The organism is Acinetobacter brisouii CIP 110357 (genome assembly GCF_000488275.1).
Lineage (GTDB): Bacteria > Pseudomonadota > Gammaproteobacteria > Pseudomonadales > Moraxellaceae > Acinetobacter > Acinetobacter brisouii.
In genome coordinates this window covers 153320-176756 of sequence record NZ_KI530762.1, presented here as the reverse complement: position 1 = coordinate 176756, position 23437 = coordinate 153320, and the positions used below count along the sequence as shown (strand labels likewise).

Here is a 23437-nt window from a genome sequence, read left to right as displayed (position 1 = left end):
ACCTACCTGGTTAATCACACCGACCTGTCAATCTTGAGTAGTGGAATTATTGAGGATCAGCTTTCATTTTTTTCAACAAAGTCTGGAAGTTGGCAGCTTTTGGTTTCACTAACCAGAACTTACGACTGTAGAAATCAAATTCATTGCGGATCTTATACGCCCAAGCACTACCTGTTTCAGCAATATGCTCATCCAGAATACGAAGCAAGAACTCTTGATGATCTTCCATCGATTCGGTTGAAATACGAGTCAAGTCAATCAACTCGTGGTTATAGTAGTCTACAAAGTCATTGTCAAGGTCAAGGACATAAGCAAAACCACCTGTCATACCTGCACCGAAGTTATGACCCACTTTACCCAGTACAGTGACGATACCGCCTGTCATATATTCACAGCAGTGGTCGCCTGCACCTTCGATTACCGCAAACGCACCTGAGTTACGTACCGCGAAACGTTCACCCGCAGTACCTGCTGCGAACAACTTACCGCCTGTTGCACCATACAAGCAAGTGTTACCAATGATTGCGGTATTTTGTGTCTGGAATGGTGAACCTTTTGGTGGGAAGATCGACACGCGTCCACCTGCCATACCTTTACCAACATAGTCGTTGGCATCACCTTCAAGTTTGATATGTAAGCCGCCTGCGTTCCAAACACCGAGAGACTGACCTGCTGTACCTGTCAAGTTCAAGATGACAGGATGCGCTTCCATACTTAAATCGCCATAACGACGTGCGATTTCGCCAGACAAACGTGCACCAATTGAACGGTCACAGTTGCTGACTGTATAAGAGAACTCTCCGCCCTGACCAGACTCAATCGCAGGAAGTGTTTCAGTGATCATCTTCTCAGCTAACACACCTTTATCGAAAGGTTCATTGCCCTGAACTTGGCAATATTGTGCTTTACCTTCAGCCGATGGATGTGAAGTCAACAATGCACTTAAATCAAGGTGTGCATGTTTGTCTGTTTCACCTGGCAACACTTCAAGCAAGTCAACACGGCCAATCAAGTCTTTCAGTGAAGAAACACCAAGTGCTGCCAACCATTCACGCGTTTCTTCAGCAATAAATTTGAAGAAGTTGATGAGCATTTCTGGTTCGCCAATATAATGCTCTTTACGCAAGTGATCTTGCTGTGTTGCAACACCGGTTGCACAGTTGTTCAAGTGACAAATACGTAGGTATTTACAACCTAAAGCGATCATTGGTGTTGAACCAAAACCAAAGCTTTCTGCACCCAAAATTGCTGCTTTAATGACATCTAGGCCAGTTTTCAAACCACCATCGGTTTGTACACGTACTTTACCACGCAAGTCATTCACGCGAAGTGCCTGATGCGCTTCAGACAGCCCCAATTCCCACGGAGAACCCGCATGGTGAATTGAAGACAATGGAGAAGCTGCTGTACCACCGTCATAACCTGAAATGGTAATAAAGTCAGCATAAGCTTTCGCAACACCTGCGGCAATTGTGCCCACGCCCGGCTCAGATACCAGTTTCACTGACACCATTGCTTTTGGATTGACTTGTTTTAAGTCAAAGATGAGCTGTGACAAATCTTCAATTGAGTAAATGTCATGGTGCGGTGGCGGAGAAATCAGCGTCACACCCGGTACAGAGTAACGTAAACGTGCAATCAGGCTGTTGACTTTACCACCTGGTAACTGACCACCTTCACCTGGTTTTGCACCTTGCGCCACTTTAATTTGCAACACTTCTGCTGAAGTTAAATATGCAGGTGTTACACCAAAACGACCAGACGCGATCTGTTTGATTTTCGAGTTACGAATCGTGCCGTAACGTGCAGGGTCTTCACCGCCTTCACCCGAGTTCGAACGACCACCAATGGTGTTCATGGCAATCGCAATCGCTTCATGCGCTTCAGGAGAAAGTGCACCCAAAGACATCCCAGCTGAGTCGAAGCGCGGAAGAATTTCTTCAACCGATTCAACTTGATCTAGTGCAATCGAGTTCGTGGTTTTTAACTTGAATAAGTCACGAATCGTTGCCACTGGGCGGTTATTTACCAGTTCTGCATATTCTTTAAAGTCTTCGTATTTGCCTGAACGTACAGATTTATGTAAAGCATTGATCACGTCTGGGTTAAACGCGTGATATTCCTTACCAAATACGAATTTCAGCATACCGCCTTGGTCAATCGGCTTACGGTTTTTCCATGCCAAATCCGCCAGTTTTTTCTGGTCATTTTCAAGATCAACAAATGTTGCACCCTGAATACGGCTTGGAACACCTGTAAAGCACTGATCCACAACTTCTCGAGATAAACCAACTGCTTCAAACAATTGACCACCACGATAAGACGCAACTGTTGAAATCCCCATTTTAGAGAGAACTTTCAATAAGCCTTTTTCAATTCCTTTACGGAAGTTGGCTTGTGCGTGAATTGGATCACCGAGCAATTCGCCTTTTGCGATCAAGTCATTGATCACATCATATGCCAAATATGGATAAATCGCTGTTGCACCGAAGCCCAAGATCACCGCAAACTGATGCGGATCACGTGCAACTGCAGTTTCCAAAATCAAGTTCGCATCGGTACGCAAACCTGTTTTGCTTAAATAATGGTGAATCGCACCTGTTGCTAGCACAGCATTGGCTGGTAAATAACCTTCACGGATTTTCTTATCCGAAATCACCAATAAAGTTTTGCCGTCACGAACAGCCTGCGCCGCTTCTTCACAAATACGTGTAATCGCAGCTTGCAAACCTTCAGATTCAGGATAGTTCAGGTCAATATCAGCAATCTCGTAACCTTTACGACCTAAAGTACGCAACTGATGCATTTTTGAATTTGTAAGCACTGGGCTTGAAATGATCAAACGATCCGCATGTTCAGGGCTTTGTTCAAATACGTTTTGCTCACGTCCCATGCAAGTTTCAAGCGACATTACAATCGATTCACGTAATGGGTCGATTGGCGGGTTAGTTACCTGCGCAAACTGCTGACGGAAGAAATCTGACACATGACGCACTTGACGTGACAATACCGCCATTGGGGTATCATCCCCCATTGAACCGACAGCTTCCTGACCACTTTCTGCAATCGGACGCAATAACTGATCACGCTCTTCAAAAGTGACCATAAACATTTTTTGAGCTGCTTTGAGCTGGTCACCTGTTAAGCCTTTATCACTTAAATGCTCTTCAAGCTCTGGGCTACCTTGTAAACGCACCGCATTTTCACGTAACCACTGACGGTATGGACGCATTTTTTTCAGGTGGTTGTTGACATCACTGGTTTCAAGCAATTTGCCTGTAACGGTGTCGATCACCAAGATTTGACCAGGTCCTACACGACCTTTTGAAATCACATCTTCAGGTTCGTAATCCCAAACCCCAATTTCTGATGCAAGAGTCATGTAACCATTTTTGGTAATTACCCAACGTGCTGGGCGTAGACCGTTACGGTCAAGCATACAAATCGCATGGCGACCATCCTGAATCACCAGACCCGCTGGGCCATCCCATGCTTCCATATGTTTTGAGTTGAATTCATAAAATGCGCGTAAGTCTGCATCTAATGTTTCAACATTTTGCCATGCTGGTGGTACAAGCATACGCAATGCACGGAACAAGTCCATGCCACCGCCAACCAGAATCTCAAGCATATTATCAAGGCTTGAAGAATCTGAACCTGTCAAGTTTACTAGCGGATTAAGCTCTGTTAAACCTGGCAATAACGGGTTTTCAAATTTTGGAGTACGCGCCAAAGCCCAGTTACGGTTTGCAGTAATGGTATTAATTTCACCATTATGTGCTAAATAACGGAATGGTTGAGCCAACTGCCAACGCGGTAATGTGTTGGTTGAGAAGCGTTGATGGAATACGACAATATGAGATTCTAAACGCTCATCAGCAAGGTCTGTATAGAAGTCAGCAATCGCTGCTGGCATCATTAAGCCTTTATAGCTAATGACATTTGAGCTTAATGTTGTCACATAAAATGAAGCATCATTATATAATTTTTCTTCTGCACGGCGGCGTGCCATGAACAGTTTGCGGTTGAATTCAACTTCGCTCACACCCATTGGGCAGTTTACAATCACTTGCTCAAATGCAGGCAAAGACTGTAATGCAATTTCACCAAGTACTTCAGTATTGGTTGGCACAACACGCCAAGCCAGTACTCGTAAGCCTTCATCATCCAACTCTTTGGTGAGCACATTTTTTGAATGTTGCGCTAAAGCAGGGTCAATATTTAGAAAAACAGTACCTACAGCAAAAATTTCGCTTAAAGTTACATCACTGAGTTTCTTGGCTTCTTCGCGGAAAAATGCTTTGGGCATGGCTAATAATAAGCCACATCCATCTCCGGTTTTACCATCGGCGGCAATCCCACCACGGTGCGTCATGCAACTTAAACTATGAATTGCAGTTTTCACAAGGTGATGACTTGCATCTCCTTGCATATGGGCAATAAGCCCAAATCCACAGTTATCCTTAAACTCATCAGGTTGATATAAACCTTGAGCGGGAGCTACAGTATTTGGCGATGGCATGTGCATAGCGTACCCTTCTTTTCAACATTGCTCGAATGAGCATTACATATTTCAAATTCCCTTGGCGACTTAGGCCTCAGACCTCGCAGCAAGCGCGCAGACAGCTCTCAAGAATAGCCTTTTTTAGGCTAATCTTGCATTACTTTTGTGACAAAAATATGCTTTTTCTACGTGACACTTTGGTCGTGTCTGGACTGGAAGCTATTACGCCCACATTGAATCTCTTTGCTCCAAAATAAGGACAATTAACTCAACTCATGCACCATTTAAGCAAAAAATATGCCAAACAATACAATTAAGATATAAAGTTCATATATTTCATATAAATAAATCAAAAAAACATCATAAATCAGCTTTAATACTCTTAAAATTACGCACTATTTTTGTGCATTATTTGTATCTTGATTATTTTTTGCCTTATTTTAGAACTTTTTTCACACAGTTGGATTTTTTTAAATCGCACCAAAATGCAGCATTTTAAAATTTTAACGTGGTACTGAAGCCTCTAAACCTGCTGACTGGGTCACACTCACCACATTCCCATCTCGATCATGACGGGTAATTGTCGTTTGCAAAGCATGGGAAACAGGTGCAACAACAGATGCCGAACTGGTTTTAGGCACAATCGCAGGTGGAGGTATCACTGCTGGCTTTAACTCGATGGAGTACAGCTTCTGATTTGACAGCTCTTCTGCTCCCATATCATTGACTAAGTCGGTATAATCTTTAAATTGCACTATTTTTGGGTGAATCGATTTAGGTAAACCCAAATTTAACGACTGTAACTGTTGTTCAGCATCAGCCTCTCCAGTATAGACACCATAGAGCAAAACATAACGCTCGGGTTGATGCTCAGCAGCCAAACGCAAATACATAAATTTGTTACGATCTGCTCGTTTGTCTAGAAAATCTAGAATGATTTCCTCTTTACTGGTGATAAAAAGTTCCAGACTATTATTGTTTAGATTTTCCTGAAGAAAACGTGTACCACGAAATTCAGCACTATGCTGACCAGAAGCCACTACACGTGTCGTTTGTTGCAATGGACGCACTTCATTAACCATAACGCCCAAATTTGGAATTGTAGATAATTTTTCAGCCTGAAACTGCGGCTGAATATCCTCTTCAACAGGTGTCGTAGAAGCTTGTTTTAACGGCTGTGTATTGATTAAAAATAAACAAGCACCAGCAACCACCAAGCAGACTCCCCCACCGATCAATAAAATCCGACGTATTATGGTTGTTTCTACAGGGTGTTGTTGTAACATACTTATGCCTTTTCCTGATTTGCCAAAATTGCCTGCTGCATTAACTCGACATCAAAGTCTTTCGTAATGATTGCCTGCCCCAATTGACGCATTAATACTAAACGCAACTGTCCATTCAACACTTTTTTATCATGTGACATAAATGATAAAAATTCATCAAGTGGAATTGCAGGGCATTTTATCGGCAACTTGGCACGCTGAATAATATTTTTTGTACGCGCAACATCTGCTTCTGAAAGCCAGCCTAAACGGCATGATAAATCCGCAGCCATGACCATCCCTGTTGCAACGGCCTCGCCATGCAACCAGACACCATAGCCTAGATAAGATTCAATCGCATGACCAAATGTGTGCCCCAGATTAAGCAATGCACGCTCACCTTGCTCTTTTTCATCATTGGCAACAATACGTGCTTTATGGGCACAAGAGCGATAAACAGCTTCAGCAAGTAAAGTTTCATCCCCTGCAACCAGTGCATCAATATGCTGTTCAAGCCATGTTAAAAATTCAACATCACCCAAAAGTGCATATTTAATCACTTCTGCCAAACCAGCAGATAATTCACGTGGTGGCAAAGTTTTCAGCTGCGCCATATCAGCAAGGACAACTTGTGGCTGCTTAAATGCCCCAATCATGTTCTTACCTAATGGATGATTAATCCCTGTTTTTCCACCAACACTTGAGTCTACCTGAGAAAGTAAGGTAGTTGGCACTTGTATAAAATACACGCCACGTTGGAAACTGGCAGCTGCAAAACCCGCCATATCGCCAATGACACCACCACCCAATGCAAGTACGGTACAATCACGGTTAAAACCAGATGACAATAGCGCATCAAAAATCAAATTAAGATGTTCAATATTTTTATACTGCTCACCGTCTGGCAAAATACAATGTGCAACCGTTTTACCTAAATTGTGTAATGCTTGCTCATAATGCTGCAAATATAAAGGTGCAACCGTATCATTTGAGACAATCATGACTTGCTTACCCAAAACATAAGGTGCAAGTAGCTGCTCAGGGTCAAGTTGACTACCAATATAGATCGGGTAACGACGAGCACCCAATTCGACATATAACGTTTGCATATTAAAACCAGAAAATATTTAAATTGAATAATTGACAGCAATATCCTTCAGGATTTTTTGCGCCAGTTCTCGAGCGCCACCCTGATGAGTATCAATCACGTAGTGTGCAATTTCCCGATACAAAGGATCGCGCAAAGTCAGTAAATCTTGCAGGCGTTTTTCGGGGTTTTCGACTTGTAACAAAGGACGGTTTTTATCACGGTAGGTTCTTTGCAACTGCACTTCTACAGGTGCAAATAAATAAACCACAATGCCTCGTTGATGTAAGGCATTGCGATTTGGCAATTGAGTAACAACTCCACCACCTGTTGCGAGCACCAAATTAGAACGTCTGGTCAATTCATCAATGACCAACTGTTCTCGCTGACGAAAACCCAGTTCACCTTCTTTTTCAAAAATCCAAGGAATCGAAGCACCTGTTTTTCGTTCAATTTCGTGATCACTATCGACAAACTCACGACCTAACAGTTCTGCAAGATGTCGACCAACAGTCGTCTTTCCAGCCCCCATGGGCCCTACCAAGTAAATATTTGGCAGGGTATTGAATGCTTTGTTTGGCAAGGAGCCACCTTCTCAATTACAGCAATAATTTTATATTAATGATTTCTAGAAACAGTGTCATCTACAATTCGTGGTGTAATGAAAATCAGTAACTCATTCTTGCTATCACTCGTGGTCTTCGTCTTGAATAAATTACCAATCCAAGGCAAGTCACCAAAGAATGGAACTTTATTGACATCATTTTGATGCGTATCTTCATAAATACCACCAAGCACCACAGTTTCACCATTATTCACCAAGACATTGGTTTGTAACGCATTGGTATCAATTACATAACCCGCACTTGTCAATGACCCTACAGTATCCTTGGTAATCTTCAATTTCATTTGAACATTGCCATCTGGGGTAATACTTGGAGTGACATTTAACTCGAGATTGGCATCCTGGAAAGTTGTGGTAGTGCCATTATTCGCACTGGTGGTTGAATATGGGATTTTCGTACCCGATTTGATGATCGCTTCCTGCTTATCCCCTGTCATGACTTTTGGTGTCGAAATCACTTCACCCTGACCATCTGCCTGTAATGCAGAAAGCTCTAAAGTCAGCAAGCTATCAGCGGTATTAATTAAACCAAAAGCAATACTTGCAGGGCTAGAACCTGTACTTGAGCTAGATGCACCCAAATCTACGTTTAAGTTATTTGTACTCGCACTTGTTAAACCTAGGCTCTTATATGCTGAGTTCATGGCACTAACATTATCAATATTACTGGCTACGCTCGTACTATTATTAGACAGAAAGCCCCATTTCACCCCAATTGATTTAGAGAAACTTGTTGTTGCTCGAACCACACGCGCTTCAATCATGACTTGCTTCACAGGTAAGTCGATTTGTTTAATAATATTTTTGAGCTGTTCAATCTTCTCAGCGGTATCACTCATAATCACCGTATTGGTACGAGTGTCTATAACAATAGAACCACGACTACTTAAGAGAGAACGCATACCATCATCTGTAGATGAATTTCCATTCGCTTTTGTTTTGTTAGCATCCTCAATCATTGTTTTGACATCAGCTGCCTTGACATAATTCAGCTGCATCGTCTCAGTTTGTAAAGGTGCGAGTTTAACAGACTGAGCATATGCTTTAGCGGCATCTTCTTCTGATTTTAATAGCTCCGGGACAGGAGCCACCCAAATGACATTACCATTTCTACGTTTATCCAAGTTCTTGGATTTCATAATAATGTCGAGAGCCTGATCCCAAGGAACATCCTTAAGGCGTAAAGTAATATTACCCTGAACACTATCCGATGCCACAATATTCACGCCGGTAAAATCAGCAAGCAACTGTAAAACTCGGCGCACTTCAATATCTTGGAAATCCAGAGAAATCTTTTTGCCCGCGTATTTATGACCTGAGTGAGGCTGGGCATTTGCTGTTGTCGCTTCTTTTTTGGCAACGCTAATAATTAGACGGTTATCGGTTTGATATGCCATATAATCAAAGCTACCATTTGCCTGAATGTTAATGACCCCATTGCGCCCCTCATTAAAAGCATCTACAGAGGATACTGGCGTTGAAAAATCATTCACATTTAAGCGACGAGCCAATCCTGTCGGAATTTTATTACCCAGAAAACGCACAACGATTTTACTGCCTTGCTGCTTCACATCGACAGGCGTATTTGGGTTTGATAAATCAACCACAACTTGCCCTTCACCTTTATCGCCACGATGAAAATCAACATTAGTCACACCTTGAGAAGGTGGCATGATGGCAGGCGCAATATTTTCTAATTGTGGTGTAGAAGCATTATTAATTTTTAAAATAAAGGTATTACCTTCTACACGCGTGGTAAATGCACCTGCTTTTTTGAGATTAACAGTCAGGCGAGCGCGCTGGGCATCTGCTGCCAAATCTACAGAACTTGCCTCAGTCGTTGAAACAGGAATTGAACTTTGCTTGAGCATTTGTGCTGCTTTATCAAAGTCCAGAATCAAACGTGATGGCTGATCAACCTGATAGGCTTGTGGTTGTGGTGGCAAGCCATTGAACATGACACGAATTTCAGTGCCCTGTCCAGGAATTTGCAAAGGCACAACATTCGTAATTGCAACAGCAGCGTTTGCAATCTGAACCATTGCCATTGCTACGGTACCTAAAGCAAATTGATGAATAAATGGCTTCATTCGTTGCGTATCCCCAAATTTTTTTACAGATTTTTTCATTATTATTCCCCAAATTATGCTGCAGGTCCGATGAGTACAAGACTACGTGGTCGTTCAATATAACCATCCCGACCATCTGAAACAATCTCAATCAAATCAATCTGAGTTGGCGTAATTTTAGTAATACGCCCTTGATTGAGCCCCATGTAGCTTCCGACATGCACTTGTTCAACCTGTTTATCTGGAGTTTGAATCAACCCCAAAATTTGCCCATTCGCATTACGCATACTACCTTTAAACGTAATTGACTCTAATGCAAAACTTTCCAAAGGTTGTGGCTGACGTGAGAAATCTGGATAAACTCGCTTGCCCGCCATGATTTTCAACTCAGTATACAAAGAGTGAGGCAAGAATGGGCTACGTAAGTTTTGTGCTGCATACTCAAACTGTGGTACAGGTTCAAAAGCTGGTGCAGGTTTAATCGGTGCTGGCGGTTCACTCCGAATTTTCGCCATTTCATCATTGACGACATCAATACGAGAACTACAACCCGCCACCAAGAAAACTGGCAACAAAGCAATAATAAAATACTTATTCATTATTTTGGTGCTCCCGCTTTAGCTGCTTTAGGTTCAGAAGCAGATGTCTGCTCTTCTGCACCAAGATAACGATAAGTTTTGGCATGCAATGTATAATTCACGACTGGAATATCTGATTTTTTATTGTCATCCTGCCCTGCGACAATTGAAAAGTCATGTAGGGTCACGATACGTGGCAATGCAGCAATTGCACTGGCAAATTGACCGAATAAATGATAATCACCTGTTGCCTGAATTGAGATTGGTTGTTCCATAAAGAACTGTTGCTTGACTTCAGGTTCAAGAGAAATATTTTTAAATTTCAACCCTGCAGTAACGCCAGTCACGTTAATATCTTCAACTAATCCAGGAATTTCAGATTCTTTAGGTAATTGCTGTAGCTGCTGATTAAAATCTGCCTGCATTTTTACCAACTGTTTCTGATAAAGTTGCAAGTTACGTAATTTTGAATCTTTTTCTCGGTATTCATTCAGCAAATTGGCTTCTTGAGCCTGAGCTGTTGTAATCGCATCGATTTTAGAACTGATCAGTACAAAGTATCCAACAATACAAACAATAAGGAAAATAAAAATCCAGCAGGTAATTTTAACCGAAACAGGCCATCCGCCATAATTAGAGGCATCCAGAGAGTTAAACTGCTTTACAAAACGATCCAGTGTCATTTTGTTTTTTGCTGGCTTGACTGCATTTCCTGTTGATTCATCTAATTGTTCTTGACTCATTTCGCAGCCCCTTTCGTTGTTTGAGGTTCTGAAGCCATTTGATCTTCTGTTACTTGTGCAATCTGACCCAAATCAGCAGTCACAACAAAGCTGCCATATCCTACTTCAACACGCGGCACGACTGAACTTTGTGTTGGATTTGATTTATTGTCTGCAGCCGCATCAAATGATTTCATAAACACATTTCGAAACCATGCTGACCGACCTAAGTTTCGCATAAAATCAGCCACAACATTTGGGCTTTCAGCTTTACCTTCAATGGTAAAATGATCACCAACCCGTTCAAACTTGGTCAGATACATATTACTTGGCACTGTGCGTACTAACTGGTCAATTAAACGGACTGTAATTGGGCGCTGTGCTTGTAAATTCTGAATCAGCTTCATGCGCTCAACAATCGCTTGCGTTTGTTTTTGCAAACCAGAAAGTGATTTTAGTTTTTGATCAAGCTGTTGATTACTTGTAGTAATCAGCTGGTTCGCACTTTCTTGATCACTTTGCTTTTGATCAAAATACATCCATGCTGCAAAAACTGAAAAACCACCCAAGATTGCAACAAGAATAGAAATGAGAATAAAAGTTTTTTTGCGCTGTTCCCGTAGCTCATCACGCCAAGGTAGTAAGTTTATTTTTGACATTAATCAAAACTCCTTAACGCTAAACCACAAGCAACCAGAAGAGAGGAAGCATCATCTTCAATTTTTTTAATATTAATTTTTGGAGAAAAACTCATTTGTAAGAATGGATTCGCTACAGTGACTCGATAACCCAACTGCTGTTGTAATATTTTTGCCAGACCAGGCAGATTTGCCGTACCACCTGCCAATAAAATATGATCAACATCATTAAACTGCGAAGATGAGAAAAATAACTGCAACGAGCGTTGTGCCTGTTGAGCAATGCTATCCATGAAAGGTAACAACACTTCGGCATCAAAATCATCGGGTAAGCTACGTTCTTTTTTTGCCCGTCCTGCTTCTGCATAAGACAAGCCATAACGACTTTGAATTTCTTTGGTGAGCTGCTTGCCCCCAAACACATGTTCACGGGTATAAACATTTTTACCATCATGCATCACAGACAAGGTGGTCATAGAATGACCAATGTCCAAAATGGCAATAACACGTGTACCAAGCGGCAAAGTATCAGCAAACATTCCCAATGCGCGTTCCATTGCATAACTTTCAACATCTGCAACTTTCGCGGTTAAGCCCGCATAAATCAGGGCTTCATTGCGCGCTTCCACGTTTTCTGTACGCGTTGCGACCAGAAGGACATTGACACGATTTGCTTTGGACACAGGTTCTGGCAAAACTTCAAAATCCAAACTCACGTCATCAAGTGGAAACGGGATGTACTGTTCAGCATCCATTCGGATTTGAATTTCTCGCTCATCATCACTCATATCTTCATCCATTTCGATGATTTTATGAATAACGCTTGAAGTAGGAATTGCAAAAGCGGCATTAACAGTCGATGGGTTTGCTGCTTCAATCGCTTTCTCTAAAGCTTCAGCAACAGCCTCTGGATTAATAATATTTTTTTCAACGACAGCGCCTTCTGGCAAAGGTACAAGCGCATAGCTTTCTACACAATAACGCCCATGCTTAGCCGAAAGCTCCAGCATTTTTACAGAAGTCGAACTAATATCAACCCCTATTAACCCCTTTTTAGGTTTACGATATAACCTTAGCACGATGTTTATTCCTGTTATTTTTTATTTAGAATAGCATAATACCTTGTCGTGTAATGCATTTCGTCGCCATAATGACGGATATAATACCCTGAACAAGGTTCTTCTCGGCTATACTGGGCTTCAGCTATACTCAAGCTCCGATCGCCCATTTTCCATATTAAATATTACTTGTTATGAAAAATCTATCTTGTTCAGGTCGAATTCATCCAATTTTTCTGTTTTTACTGATCATTATTCTTCTTATTCCAATGGGCTTTTATGGCATGTATTTATACATTGCCCCTTCCTTACCTGAAATGAGTAGTCTAAAAAAAGCACCTCTTTTAAAGCCTATTCAAATTTATACAGCAGACAATCAGCTGATTGCAGAATACGGTGGAAAATTATCTGTGCCTGTTGAGTACAAGCAGATTCCACCCCATTTTATTCAGGCGTTTCTGGCAGCAGAAGATTCTTCGTTTTTTGAACATAGTGGCATTAGCTTTAAAGGCTTGGGGCGAGCAGTCAGTGAAAGCTTAACGGGTTCAGATACACAAACGGGTGGTTCAACCATTACCATGCAGGTGGCTAAAAATTATTATCTTTCACCTGAACGTACTTTAAAGCGCAAACTCACCGAGATTTTTCTGGCACGAAAAATCGAACAAAACCTAACCAAACCCGAAATTTTGACACTGTATGTCAATAAAATCTTTTTAGGGAAAAATGCTTACGGGATCGCTGCAGCAGCTAAAATTTACTATAACAAAAATATTAATCAGCTCAGCACCGCTCAAATGGCAATGATCGCAGGTCTGCCTAAAGCTCCTTCTAAATACAATCCCGTTGCCAATCCTGAACGCGCACTGGAACGTCGTAACTGGATTTTAGGGCGTATGCGCCAACTCGGTTATATCAATCAGGCAGAGTATCAAAAATCAATTGAAGAACCTTTAAACTTGAATATGCCAGATCGCGGTGTGCTAACCCGCTTTCCGTATATTGGCGAGATGGTTCGTGCCGAAATTGTTGCAAAATTCGGGGAAAAAGCAGTTGATTCTGGCTTTAAAATTTACACCACGATTGATAGCAAACGTCAGGCATATGCAGAACAGTCCGTACAAGAAGGCTTAGAAGCTTATGATCGCCGTCATGGCTGGCGTGGCGCTGAAGCACATGGCGTATCCTTAGCAAAATTCTTTACTTACGCCAACAATTATCCTGCCAAAGTCATTAAAGTCGACAACAACAGTTTTGAAGCCGAATTAAAAGATGGTTCCATCGTCACAGTGCCGTGGTCAGGCATGTCATGGGCGCGCCCTTATCGCAATGCCAATAGTGTTGGTGCAGCACCAACCCATGCATCTCAAATTGTTAAACCCGATGATATTGTACGCTTACGTCCAAATGACAATAAAACAGTCTGGTCGTTGGTTCAAATTCCAAAAGTCCAAGGGCAATTAATCGCATTAAATCCTAATAATGGTGCAATTGAAGCTGTTGTAGGTGGTTATAGCTATGCTCAGTCAACGTTTAACCGTGCAATTCAGGGTTGGCGTCAACCAGGTTCAACCATTAAGCCATTTATTTATGCACTGGCATTAGAGCGAGGAATGACTCCCTATACGATGGTAGATGATAGTCCAATTACGATTGGCAAATGGTCGCCAAAAAACTCTGATGGCCGCTATTTAGGCATGATTCCTTTACGTCGTGCTTTATATCTTTCTCGTAATACCGTCTCTGTTCGCTTATTACAAAGTGTAGGTGTAGATCGGGCTCGTCAGTTGTTAATGGATTTCGGCTTACAGGAAAATCAAATTCCAAATAACTTTACCATTGCTCTGGGAACACCACAGGTTTTACCGATACAAATGGCAACCGGTTATGCCACTTTTGCCAATGGCGGTTTTCGGGTTGAGCCTTATTTTATTGAGCATATTGAAGATGCTTATGGCAAAACCATTTATAAAGCCAACCCAGAATATGCGTGTATTTCCTGCATTAATGGCAATAATAACGATGATACAACTGCCTCTGAGCAAGCAGCCACACCTGACGATGAAGCCTTTAAGCAACAGCCTCAGGTACAAATCAAACAGGCTGATGCCAGCAACAGTGAATTCCGCCAAGCACAGCGTATTATTAAATCCAGTTCAGCCTATGATATGGCCAATATTTTGCGCGATGTGATTCAGCATGGTACAGGACGGGCAGCATTAAAAATTGGGCGTGATGATTTGGGTGGTAAAACAGGAACCACCAATGATGCCAAAGATGCTTGGTTTGCGGGCTTTAATGGCAAACTGGTGGCAATTTCATGGGTTGGGTTTGACCAGCCAACCACATTGGGACGCCTAGAATACGGCGGTGTCGCAGCGTTACCTGTCTGGATTAACTTCATGAGTCGCTCACTCGAAGGCACACCACCTGCATGGGTCACTTTGGATAAAAATGCCAAAGCGCCTATTTCTCATGAGCAGCTTACAGTTGAACAGGCTGGTCGTAATGAAAACCGCATTGCGCCACCATTGGCCCGACCAATCTATCATCCTGTTCCTGTGAGCAAACCAGTCAGCAAAAAGCAGGATGTTGAAGATTTTTCAGATCTGCCAGGTGAAGAAATCCTGATTCCATCAGAAAAATCGCCACCCAAAATGAATAATACACAACCTGCTGCGGCAGCAAAAAAATCAAGCCCAGACTCTTTAGAACAGCTGATTAATAAAGTGGACTAAAGGAAAAAGCCGTCAAATGACGGCTTTCTTTTTAAAGAGGTACAGCTGAAAACATGCGGTGACCTGCAAACTATCCCGTTGTTCTAAAGCTTGGCGCTTTTCAAGTTTCGCTTTGTAGGCATATGGCGTCATTGCCAATAAATTCGTAATATCTTGTTGTTGTAAACTCAGTTTTGCTTCAACCACAGGCGCGTCAATCAGTTCAAAATTTTCACTAAGCTGTGCCACAAATTTTTCAGGCTCATGCAAATTCACCTGTTCAAATAATGCCACTCGCAAATCATATAAATGCCGAGGCGCAGGCGTGACCACCAAGCATAATCCTTCTTGTTTTAAAACTCGTAAAATTTCCTGCTGCGGAATAGGACTAAACAAGCTGGTGCAAAAATCAATCGACTGATCCAAAACAGGCAAAACAGCCCCTGTCCCAACCACCCAAGTCACGTCTTGATTCAGCTTGGCTGCACGCTGCACAGCGCTTTTAGCAATATCAACCCCAACACATTGTTCCACATGAGCTTGCATGGCACTGGTGTAATAGCCTTCACCACAGCCAATATCTAGTAGTGTTTTCGGCTGATAACGCTGCAATACTTGCTCAACAGCTTGACGTAAGGGTGCATAAAACCCTGCCGATAAAAAAGCTCGGCGTGCATCAACCGCTTCAGGCGTATCTCCGGGCTGTTTACTATGCTTATGCTGTACCACATGCAAATTGACATAGCCTTGTTTTGCCAAGTCAAAACTATGCCCCTGTGGGCAGCGCCAAGTTCGTGCATCTAAGGTTAATGAATCTCGGCAGACAGGGCACATCAGCAATTGCATGGTTTTCACTCCGATTTTCTGCAAATAAAAAAGCTGACCGAAGCCAGCTTTTTTGCTATGGATTAGGGATTAACGCAATTTTAACGTCATTAAGCCTAAAACCACTAGAATAATCGTAATGATCCAGAAACGAATCACCACCTGAGTTTCTTTCCAGCCCTGCTTTTCATAGTGATGGTGCAACGGTGCCATCAAGAAGACACGCTTGTTGCGCATGCGCAGAGAACCAATTTGCAAGAACACTGAAATGGCTTCCATCACAAAAACACCGCCCATAATCGCAAATACAATTTCCTGACGAACCATCACGGCAATCGTACCGAGCATTGCACCCAGTGCCAGCGCGCCCACATCACCCATAAAGACTTGAGCAGGATGTGCGTTATACCAAAGGAAAGCCAGACCTGCACCAACCATCGCAGAACAGATCACAATCAGTTCAGATGAATATTTAATATAAGGAATATGCAAATAATTGGCAAAACGAGTATCCCCTGACAAATAGGCAAATACTCCCAGCCCTGCAGCAACCAATACCACAGGCATAATCGCCAGACCATCCAGACCGTCAGTCAGGTTAACTGCATTGGATGCACCATTAATCACCAAATAAGTAAAGGCAATAAAGGCAAGTCCAAGAGGAATCACTGAGAATGGAATGCTGAGGTTTTTGAAAAATGGGATCAACAAGTCCAGCATATTGTGTGTATACAATGGGTTATGCTGATTAATCGCAATCACATACAACGCAATACCAGCGCCTAAAGACGCGACCGATGTCCAGAAGAACTTTTTACGTGCAGGCAAACCTGCATTGTCTTTATAGCGGATTTTGATCCAGTCATCTGCCCAGCCAACAGCCCCGAAAATCACCATCACCCCAAGCACGATCCAGACATAAGGGTTAGACAAATCTGCCCACAGCAAGGTGCTAATCCCAATCGACATCAGAATCAAAACCCCGCCCATGGTCGGTGTGCCCATTTTCTTGGCATGGTTTTCAGGAGCAAACGAGCTGACTGCCTGACCATATTTTAAGGCACGTAATTTTCGGATCATCACAGGACCCAAAAACAATCCGATCAGCAAGGAAGTCAATACACTGAGCAAAGCACGTAGTGTCAAATAACGAACAACTTTGAAGGAACTGTCGAATCCTGCCAAATGTTCAAATAACCATAACAGCATTTAAAGCTTCTCCATCAAATCAGCCATCAACGTCTCCATATGGGTATAACGAGAACCTTTAAACAGGAAACTCATGGTCTGAGGTTGATGTTTTTCTACAAGATTAATTAAAAATTTCAGCGCTTGTGCCTGCGTTTCAAATGCATGGCAATGCTCTGCTGCTGCACCCGCTACTGTTGCATCGGCGAATTCACCCACAGCAAGCACATAATCTAATGGCAACTGAGCCAAATCACGACCTAAGGCAAAGTGTTCGTCGCGACTACTGTCACCCAGCTCACCGATATCACCCATCACCATGACTTTAATGCCCTGTTGCTGAGTCAATACCTCAGCCGCAGCACGCATCGATGTTGGATTTGCATTATAGGTATCATCAATCAACACATATTGCTGATGTGAAATAAAATTCAAACGCCCTTTTGCGCCTTTTGCCTGTTGCAAACCTTGTACCACATCTTCAAGGGAAATACCGATTGCCAATGCAAAAGCACATGCTGCCAGAGCATTCTGCACATTGTGTAATCCTGCAAAAGGCAACTCAACCGATGCTGAACCTTGTGGCGTATGTAATACAAAACTGGCTGATTGTGGATGCAATTGAATTTGCTCGGCAAAAACATCACCGCCTTCACCAAAACTTAAGCGTTTTGTCGTTTGGACAGCTGCGTTAATTTGTGTAGTAAAGTCATCTACTGCTGGAACAATCGATGTGCCTTCAGGAGAAATATGACGATAAATTTCCGATTTTGCCTGACAAATTTTTTCACGCCCACCAAACTCACCCAGATGTGCAGTGCCAATATTTAAAATGCCTGCCACCTGTGGCTGAACCAAGTTTGAGGTATAGTCAATCTCACCAACGTGGCTTGCGCCCAGTTCCATTACGGCATACTGATGCTCAGGACGTAGTTCCAGTAACATCATCGGTACGCCCAAATCATTGTTCAGGTTACCACGGGTAATCAGTGTTGGGGCTAACCGAGACAAAATACTACCCAGCATTTCTTTGGTGGTGGTTTTACCACTGCTGCCTGTTAACGCCAGTACTTTCAGGTCTGGAAATTGTTGACGGCGAAATTGCCCCAAATACCCCAAAGCCAAGCGGGTATCCGCCACTACCAATTGGGCAATATCGAGCTGCTCAATCGGGCGTTCTACAATAACAACCTGACAGCCTTGCACTGCAACATTTTTAACAAAATTATGAGCATCAAAACGCTCACCTTTAAGTGCCAAAAAGGCATCGCCTGCTTCGGCATGTCGTGAATCAGTCAAAACCCGCTTAATCACTTGCTCTGGCTGTTGATCTTGATACCAATAACCTTGTGTCGCCTGTTGAAGTTCAGCCGCTGTCCAAGGCATCAAGGGAACAGTGCTGGTGGTCGATGTATGCATGTGCGTTAATTTTCCAAAGCTGAATACGCGGTAAGCATTCCGTGCTGATGATCGATAGCCGCTTTTACTTCTACCACATCATCAAACCAATGACGAACGCCATCGATTTCCTGATAATTTTCATGTCCTTTGCCTGCAATCACCACAATATCCCCTGCCTGTGCCTGCTGCACAACAAATTTAATCGCTTCGCGGCGGTCATGGATTTCATGCACTTCATGCTGAGCAAAATTGATGCCTTGTTTCATATCGGCAAAAATCTGTTCAGGGTTTTCGGTGCGTGGATTGTCTGTGGTCAACAGCACAGGATTGGCATGTTCCAATGCCGCTTGAACCATGAGTGGGCGCTTGCCACGATCACGGTCACCGCCACAGCCAAACACAGCCCATAAGCGATGCTCGACATGACGTTGCAAACTGGTCAAAACTTGAATCAAGGCATCTGGGGTATGTGCATAATCCACAACAAACAAACGCTGCTGATCGCGCAAGACCTGCATGCGACCTGGTGCACCTTGCAATTGTGGTACAGCCGCGATCAATGCTGATAAATCAAATCCTGCCGCATAGGCTGCAATCAAACTCGCCAATAAGTTTTCAACATTGAACTGTCCGAGCAATGGACTGTTCACTGCAAACTGCCCGACTGGACTATGTAAAGTAAAACGTGCACCTTGCAAGCTAAAGTTCAAATCTGAAACATAAAAATCAGCAGCTTGCTGGATTGCATAGGTGAAAATTTTTGGTTGTGCTGGATTATGACGTGCAGCATTCAGCATCACGTCAGCATAGGCATCATCCAGATTAATCACAGCATATTTTAATGACGTAAATGTGAATAACTGGGATTTTGCTTCAGCATACGCCTCTAGCGTTTTATGATAATCCAGATGATCGCGACTTAAATTACTATATACGGCAATTTCAATCTCACAGCCATTTAAACGACCTTGCTCCAAACCATGTGAACTGGCTTCGAGCGAAGCAAAGCTTGCACCTTGCTCAGCGTAGCTATGCAATAAATTCTGTAAATAAAGTGCATCCACAGTGGTGTGGGTCGAGGGTTCCAGATTGGGTAAAATCCCATTACCTGTGGTTCCCATCACTGCACAGCGTTGATGTTGTGAACTGATCAATTCAGCAATCAAACGTGAAATGGTGGTTTTACCATTGGTACCCGTGACCGCCAAAATATGCAACGGTGCTGTAGCTGCTGTCGCTTGCAAATAGGCTTTTTGCCATGTCCCCATGCGCTGACGCACATCTGGACAAACCACGCAGTTCTCCAGTGGCAACGGCTGCTCGGCAATAATTCCGATCGCACCTCGCTGCAATGCAGCCTGTGCAAAGTGCAAGGTTTTTTCAGGCTGAGAATAACTGGTCAGCGCAATAAAAATCTGCCCTGCTTCAACATGACGGCTGTCTAAACAAAACCCTTGAAAGGGCTGAGTCATCCAAGTTTGAATAGACTCAACAGGATAAATCTGCTGCAAAGTAATCGACATGAACTCACCAATTATTGAATTTTAGGGGCTTGTAAGGGTTTATCCAATGGCACATCCAGTAAGCGTAAAAACTCTTGCATAATGCGCGAAAATACAGGTGCAGATACCGTACCACCATAATAAGTACCTTGTGGGTTTTCCACCACAACAACCATGGCAATACGTGGATTACTCACAGGTGCAAGCCCTGCAAACAACGCACGGTATTCATTTTTTGAATAACCACGTCGGTCAGCATTCAGCTTATGTGCCGTTCCCGTTTTCCCTGCCACGCGATAGCCAGGAACTTGTGCCTGTGTTGCTGTACCACCTGGCTGGGTGACCTGTTCCATCATCAGCACGACCTTATCGGCAATTTTTGGATCAAGCACTTGTTTACCTTGAACTGGTTTATTCAGTTTATACAAGGTTAAGGGTACTTCCATGCCGTGGTTGGCTAGCATGGCATAGCCTTGCACCAACTGTAATACCGTAGCATTTAAACCATAACCATAGGCCATCGTACCAATTTCAGACATGTTCCAATATTTCGATGGCAAGATCAGCCCTGGACTTTCTCCTGGAAAATGTACGGCAGAACGCTGCCCGAAACCTACACGTTTAAAGAAGGTCGGAATGGTTGGCGTTGGTAAAGACAGCGCAATGGTTGCTGCACCGACATTCGAAGATTTAATAATCACCCCTGCCAAAGTCAATGCACCGTAGTTATGGGTGTCATGAATAATATGATTACCAATCCGCATGGAACCTGGTGAGGTATTAATAATCGTATTTTCTGTATATTTACCACTTTCCAATGCCGCAGCAATGGTAAATGGCTTCATGGTTGAACCTGGTTCAAACATGTCGACTGCACCACGGTTACGCATCGCGTCTTTATTATTTAAGCTGGTTTTATCATTTGGGTTGTACGATGGCCAACTGCTCATCGCCAGAATTTCACCCGTTTTGACATCGACCGCAATTGCTGTTGCTGAACGTGCATTATTGGCAATACCCGCAGCAGTCAATTCACGGTACATAATATATTGCAAGCGCGAGTCGATACTTAAGGTGAAATTTTCTCCTGCCTGTACAGGTTTCACCACTTCTGGATCTTTAACACGGTTACCGTATTTATCGCGAATGTTGATCTGCAAGCCATTGACACCCGTCAATTTTTTATTCAGCTTCATTTCCAGACCTTCCACCCCTTTACCATCATTATTGGTCAAACCAATAATCTGGGCATTCGGCTGAGGTTGCGGGTAAAAACGCTTGTAGGATTTTTCGGTATACACACCCTGAAAATCATGTTCAAGGATAAAGTCTGCCTGTGGTGGTGGTACTTCGGTTTTTAATACCAAATAACGTGAATGAGGATGCGCCTGCATCTGCTTCTTCAGCCAGTCAGCATCGACACCGACGATATTTGCCAGTTCATCGAGATCGAAGTTTTTATCCGGCAGTTTTTGTTTTGGTTTGCGACGCTCGCCAGGTTTAAGCGGAGCAGTCATCTCATCATAGAGTTTTTTGTTTTCAAAATAATCACGTGGATCCATCACCACTTTCATAATCGGCGTACTGATGGCTAACGGTACACCATTACGGTCACTAATAATGCCGCGCATCGGTCTAATGGTTTCATCACGTAAAATCAGCGCATTGGCTTTATTTTGCAAGAAGTCCTTATTAATAATTTGCACATAAAATGCACGAAATACCAATATTAAAAAACACAGTAAAACAATGCCCCAGAGCAAATAAAAGCGCCATTGATCAAAGGTAATTTCGCTCTTTTCAGTCACTGAAAGCTTGGTTTTACGTTTTAAATTCATTCGTTTTTCAGTCATTGAACTGACCTTACTTTTTTTGCGCGGTTGAAGGAAGAGAAATCACCACGGTATCCGAAGGTGGTGGTGAGTACATACGAAGCTGGGTCACGGCACGTGTCCCGATTTGGGCAGTTGCCCCAAAAGTTTGCTGCTCGATCAGCAACCGTCCCCATTCGGCATTTAGATCATCTTCAGCACGCAGTAAACTACTCAATTGACGATAATCATACCGATATTCGTATACTTCAAATACCACCATAACCGCGCTGATAAAAATCAGGCAGACCAAAACCAAATAGGTCAGCCCTTTTTTCAACACAACTCGATCCTTGACTGGTTTTTCTTCAACAACCTCTATATTCATGGTGTGCCTTTATTTATCTAGTCGTTCAGCCACACGTAACCATGCACTACGTGAGCGTGGGTTACTTTTTACTTCTTGTTCACTGGCGCGAATGCGCGAGATTTTTTTCAGACGACGCGTATCAACTCGCTGTTGCGGCAAGCCCCAACCATGATCTTCTGCCAGAGTAGACTCTTTTTGAATAAATTGCTTGATCAGACGGTCTTCTAAAGAATGGAAACTAATCACTGCCAAACGCCCATGTGCTGAGAGTAAATCTACCGCTTGTGGTAGAAACTTTTCAATATCATCGAGTTCTTTATTAATCGCAATACGAATGGCTTGGAAAGTACGCGTCGCGGCATGCTTGTTTTTTTCCCATTTCGGATGGGCAACTTTGACAATTTCAGCAAGTTGGGCAGTTGTACGAATTTCCCCTGCCTGCTTAATGGCACGGGCAATTCGGCGACTATAACGCTCTTCACCATACTGGAAAATAATATTGGCAAGCGCTTCTTCTTCAATGCTCAATAACCATTCACTGGCAGTTTGCCCCTTTGAATTGTCCATGCGCATGTCCAACGGGCCGTCTTGCATAAAGCTAAAACCGCGCTCGGCTTGGTCAAGCTGAGGGGATGAGACGCCTAAGTCTGCCATGATGCCATCGACTTCATGCAGACCTAATGCAGTCAGTTCTTGCTGAATATCGGCGAAACTGGCATGAATAATTTTAAAACGAGGGTCTTGTTGTTCTAGTTCAGCAGCCACAGCCAAAGCTTGTGGGTCTTTGTCGAAGGCATAAACGCGGCTATTGGCATCGAGTTTTGATAATAATAAGCGGCTGTGTCCACCACGCCCAAAAGTTGCATCGACATAAATTCCTGTATGACGATCTGCTAACAACGCATCTATAGTTTCATGGAGTAATACAGAAATATGTGACATACGGACGGAAATCGAGAATTAAAAATGTAATTGCACATTATCTCCATGTTTCATGCAAGTTCCAAACGGCTTTTTGTACGGAAATATTATTTTGCGATAGTTATTTCCGTTTTTTGTTAAAAAAATCAGCAAATC

At 42.9% G+C, this 23437-nt stretch carries 17 protein-coding genes; 1 reads left to right on the top strand and 16 read right to left on the bottom strand.

Features of this window, described 5'->3' with window-relative positions:
• Positions 1-46: 46 nt before the first annotated feature.
• The 9 genes from gltB to P255_RS00740 form a co-directional block, all read right to left on the bottom strand.
• On the bottom strand, positions 47-4522 hold the full coding sequence (gene gltB, locus P255_RS00780; RefSeq protein ID WP_171063614.1) for a glutamate synthase large subunit: 4476 nt from the start codon (positions 4520-4522) through the stop codon (positions 47-49).
• Positions 4523-5007: 485 nt separating this feature from the next.
• Positions 5008-5790, bottom strand: coding sequence for a hypothetical protein (locus tag P255_RS00775; RefSeq protein WP_004899024.1), 783 nt, complete (start codon positions 5788-5790; stop codon positions 5008-5010).
• A gap of 2 nt (positions 5791-5792) precedes the next feature.
• The gene (aroB, locus tag P255_RS00770; RefSeq protein WP_004899023.1) at positions 5793-6878 is read right to left on the bottom strand and encodes a 3-dehydroquinate synthase; all 1086 of its coding nucleotides are present in this window, start codon (positions 6876-6878) and stop codon (positions 5793-5795) included.
• Positions 6879-6896: 18 nt separating this feature from the next.
• On the bottom strand, positions 6897-7439 hold the full coding sequence (gene aroK, locus P255_RS00765) for a shikimate kinase AroK (RefSeq protein ID WP_004754546.1): 543 nt from the start codon (positions 7437-7439) through the stop codon (positions 6897-6899).
• A 35-nt stretch (positions 7440-7474) separates the two neighbouring features.
• A complete protein-coding gene (locus tag P255_RS00760; RefSeq protein WP_004899021.1) occupies positions 7475-9610 on the bottom strand; it encodes a type IV pilus secretin PilQ in 2136 nt (711 codons plus the stop codon).
• Between the two features lie 14 nt (positions 9611-9624).
• A complete protein-coding gene (locus tag P255_RS00755) occupies positions 9625-10149 on the bottom strand; it encodes a pilus assembly protein PilP (RefSeq protein ID WP_004899017.1) in 525 nt (174 codons plus the stop codon).
• Positions 10149-10871, bottom strand: a complete 723-nt coding sequence (locus P255_RS00750; RefSeq protein WP_004899013.1) for a type IV pilus inner membrane component PilO — start codon at positions 10869-10871, stop codon at positions 10149-10151. Before P255_RS00750 ends, P255_RS00755 begins: the two co-directional genes overlap by 1 nt.
• Positions 10868-11509, bottom strand: coding sequence for a PilN domain-containing protein (locus P255_RS00745; protein WP_004899010.1), 642 nt, complete (start codon positions 11507-11509; stop codon positions 10868-10870). Before P255_RS00745 ends, P255_RS00750 begins: the two co-directional genes overlap by 4 nt.
• Positions 11509-12567, bottom strand: a complete 1059-nt coding sequence (locus P255_RS00740) for a pilus assembly protein PilM (RefSeq protein ID WP_004899007.1) — start codon at positions 12565-12567, stop codon at positions 11509-11511. The genes P255_RS00745 and P255_RS00740 overlap by 1 nt, the downstream gene beginning before the upstream one ends.
• Before the next feature lie 173 nt (positions 12568-12740).
• Here P255_RS00740 and P255_RS00735 point away from each other — a divergent pair, with 173 nt between their 5' ends.
• Positions 12741-15284 (top strand): penicillin-binding protein 1A, encoded by a 2544-nt coding sequence (locus P255_RS00735; protein WP_004899004.1) that lies wholly within the window; start codon positions 12741-12743, stop codon positions 15282-15284.
• 12 nt (positions 15285-15296) lie between these two features.
• On the opposite strand, the gene P255_RS00730 is transcribed toward P255_RS00735, so the two are convergent.
• The 7 genes from P255_RS00730 to rsmH all read right to left on the bottom strand — a co-directional run bounded on the left by P255_RS00730 (position 15297) and on the right by rsmH (position 23302).
• Positions 15297-16109: a methyltransferase gene (locus P255_RS00730; protein WP_004899001.1), complete on the bottom strand. Its 813-nt coding sequence runs from the start codon at positions 16107-16109 to the stop codon at positions 15297-15299.
• A gap of 69 nt (positions 16110-16178) precedes the next feature.
• Positions 16179-17297: a phospho-N-acetylmuramoyl-pentapeptide-transferase gene (gene mraY / locus P255_RS00725; RefSeq protein ID WP_004898997.1), complete on the bottom strand. Its 1119-nt coding sequence runs from the start codon at positions 17295-17297 to the stop codon at positions 16179-16181.
• On the bottom strand, positions 17298-18695 hold the full coding sequence (locus P255_RS00720) for a UDP-N-acetylmuramoyl-tripeptide--D-alanyl-D-alanine ligase (protein ID WP_004898994.1): 1398 nt from the start codon (positions 18693-18695) through the stop codon (positions 17298-17300). It abuts the gene before it with no gap.
• Positions 18696-18700: 5 nt separating this feature from the next.
• A complete protein-coding gene (locus P255_RS00715; protein WP_004898992.1) occupies positions 18701-20200 on the bottom strand; it encodes a UDP-N-acetylmuramoyl-L-alanyl-D-glutamate--2,6-diaminopimelate ligase in 1500 nt (499 codons plus the stop codon).
• An 11-nt stretch (positions 20201-20211) separates the two neighbouring features.
• Positions 20212-22032, bottom strand: a complete 1821-nt coding sequence (gene ftsI, locus P255_RS00710; RefSeq protein ID WP_004898988.1) for a penicillin-binding protein PBP3 — start codon at positions 22030-22032, stop codon at positions 20212-20214.
• Between the two features lie 10 nt (positions 22033-22042).
• The gene (ftsL, locus tag P255_RS00705) at positions 22043-22378 is read right to left on the bottom strand and encodes a cell division protein FtsL (RefSeq protein WP_004898983.1); all 336 of its coding nucleotides are present in this window, start codon (positions 22376-22378) and stop codon (positions 22043-22045) included.
• Between the two features lie 9 nt (positions 22379-22387).
• Complete coding sequence (gene rsmH, locus P255_RS00700; RefSeq protein ID WP_004898982.1) at positions 22388-23302, bottom strand: 16S rRNA (cytosine(1402)-N(4))-methyltransferase RsmH; 915 nt, start codon at positions 23300-23302, stop codon at positions 22388-22390.
• Positions 23303-23437 lie beyond the last annotated feature (135 nt).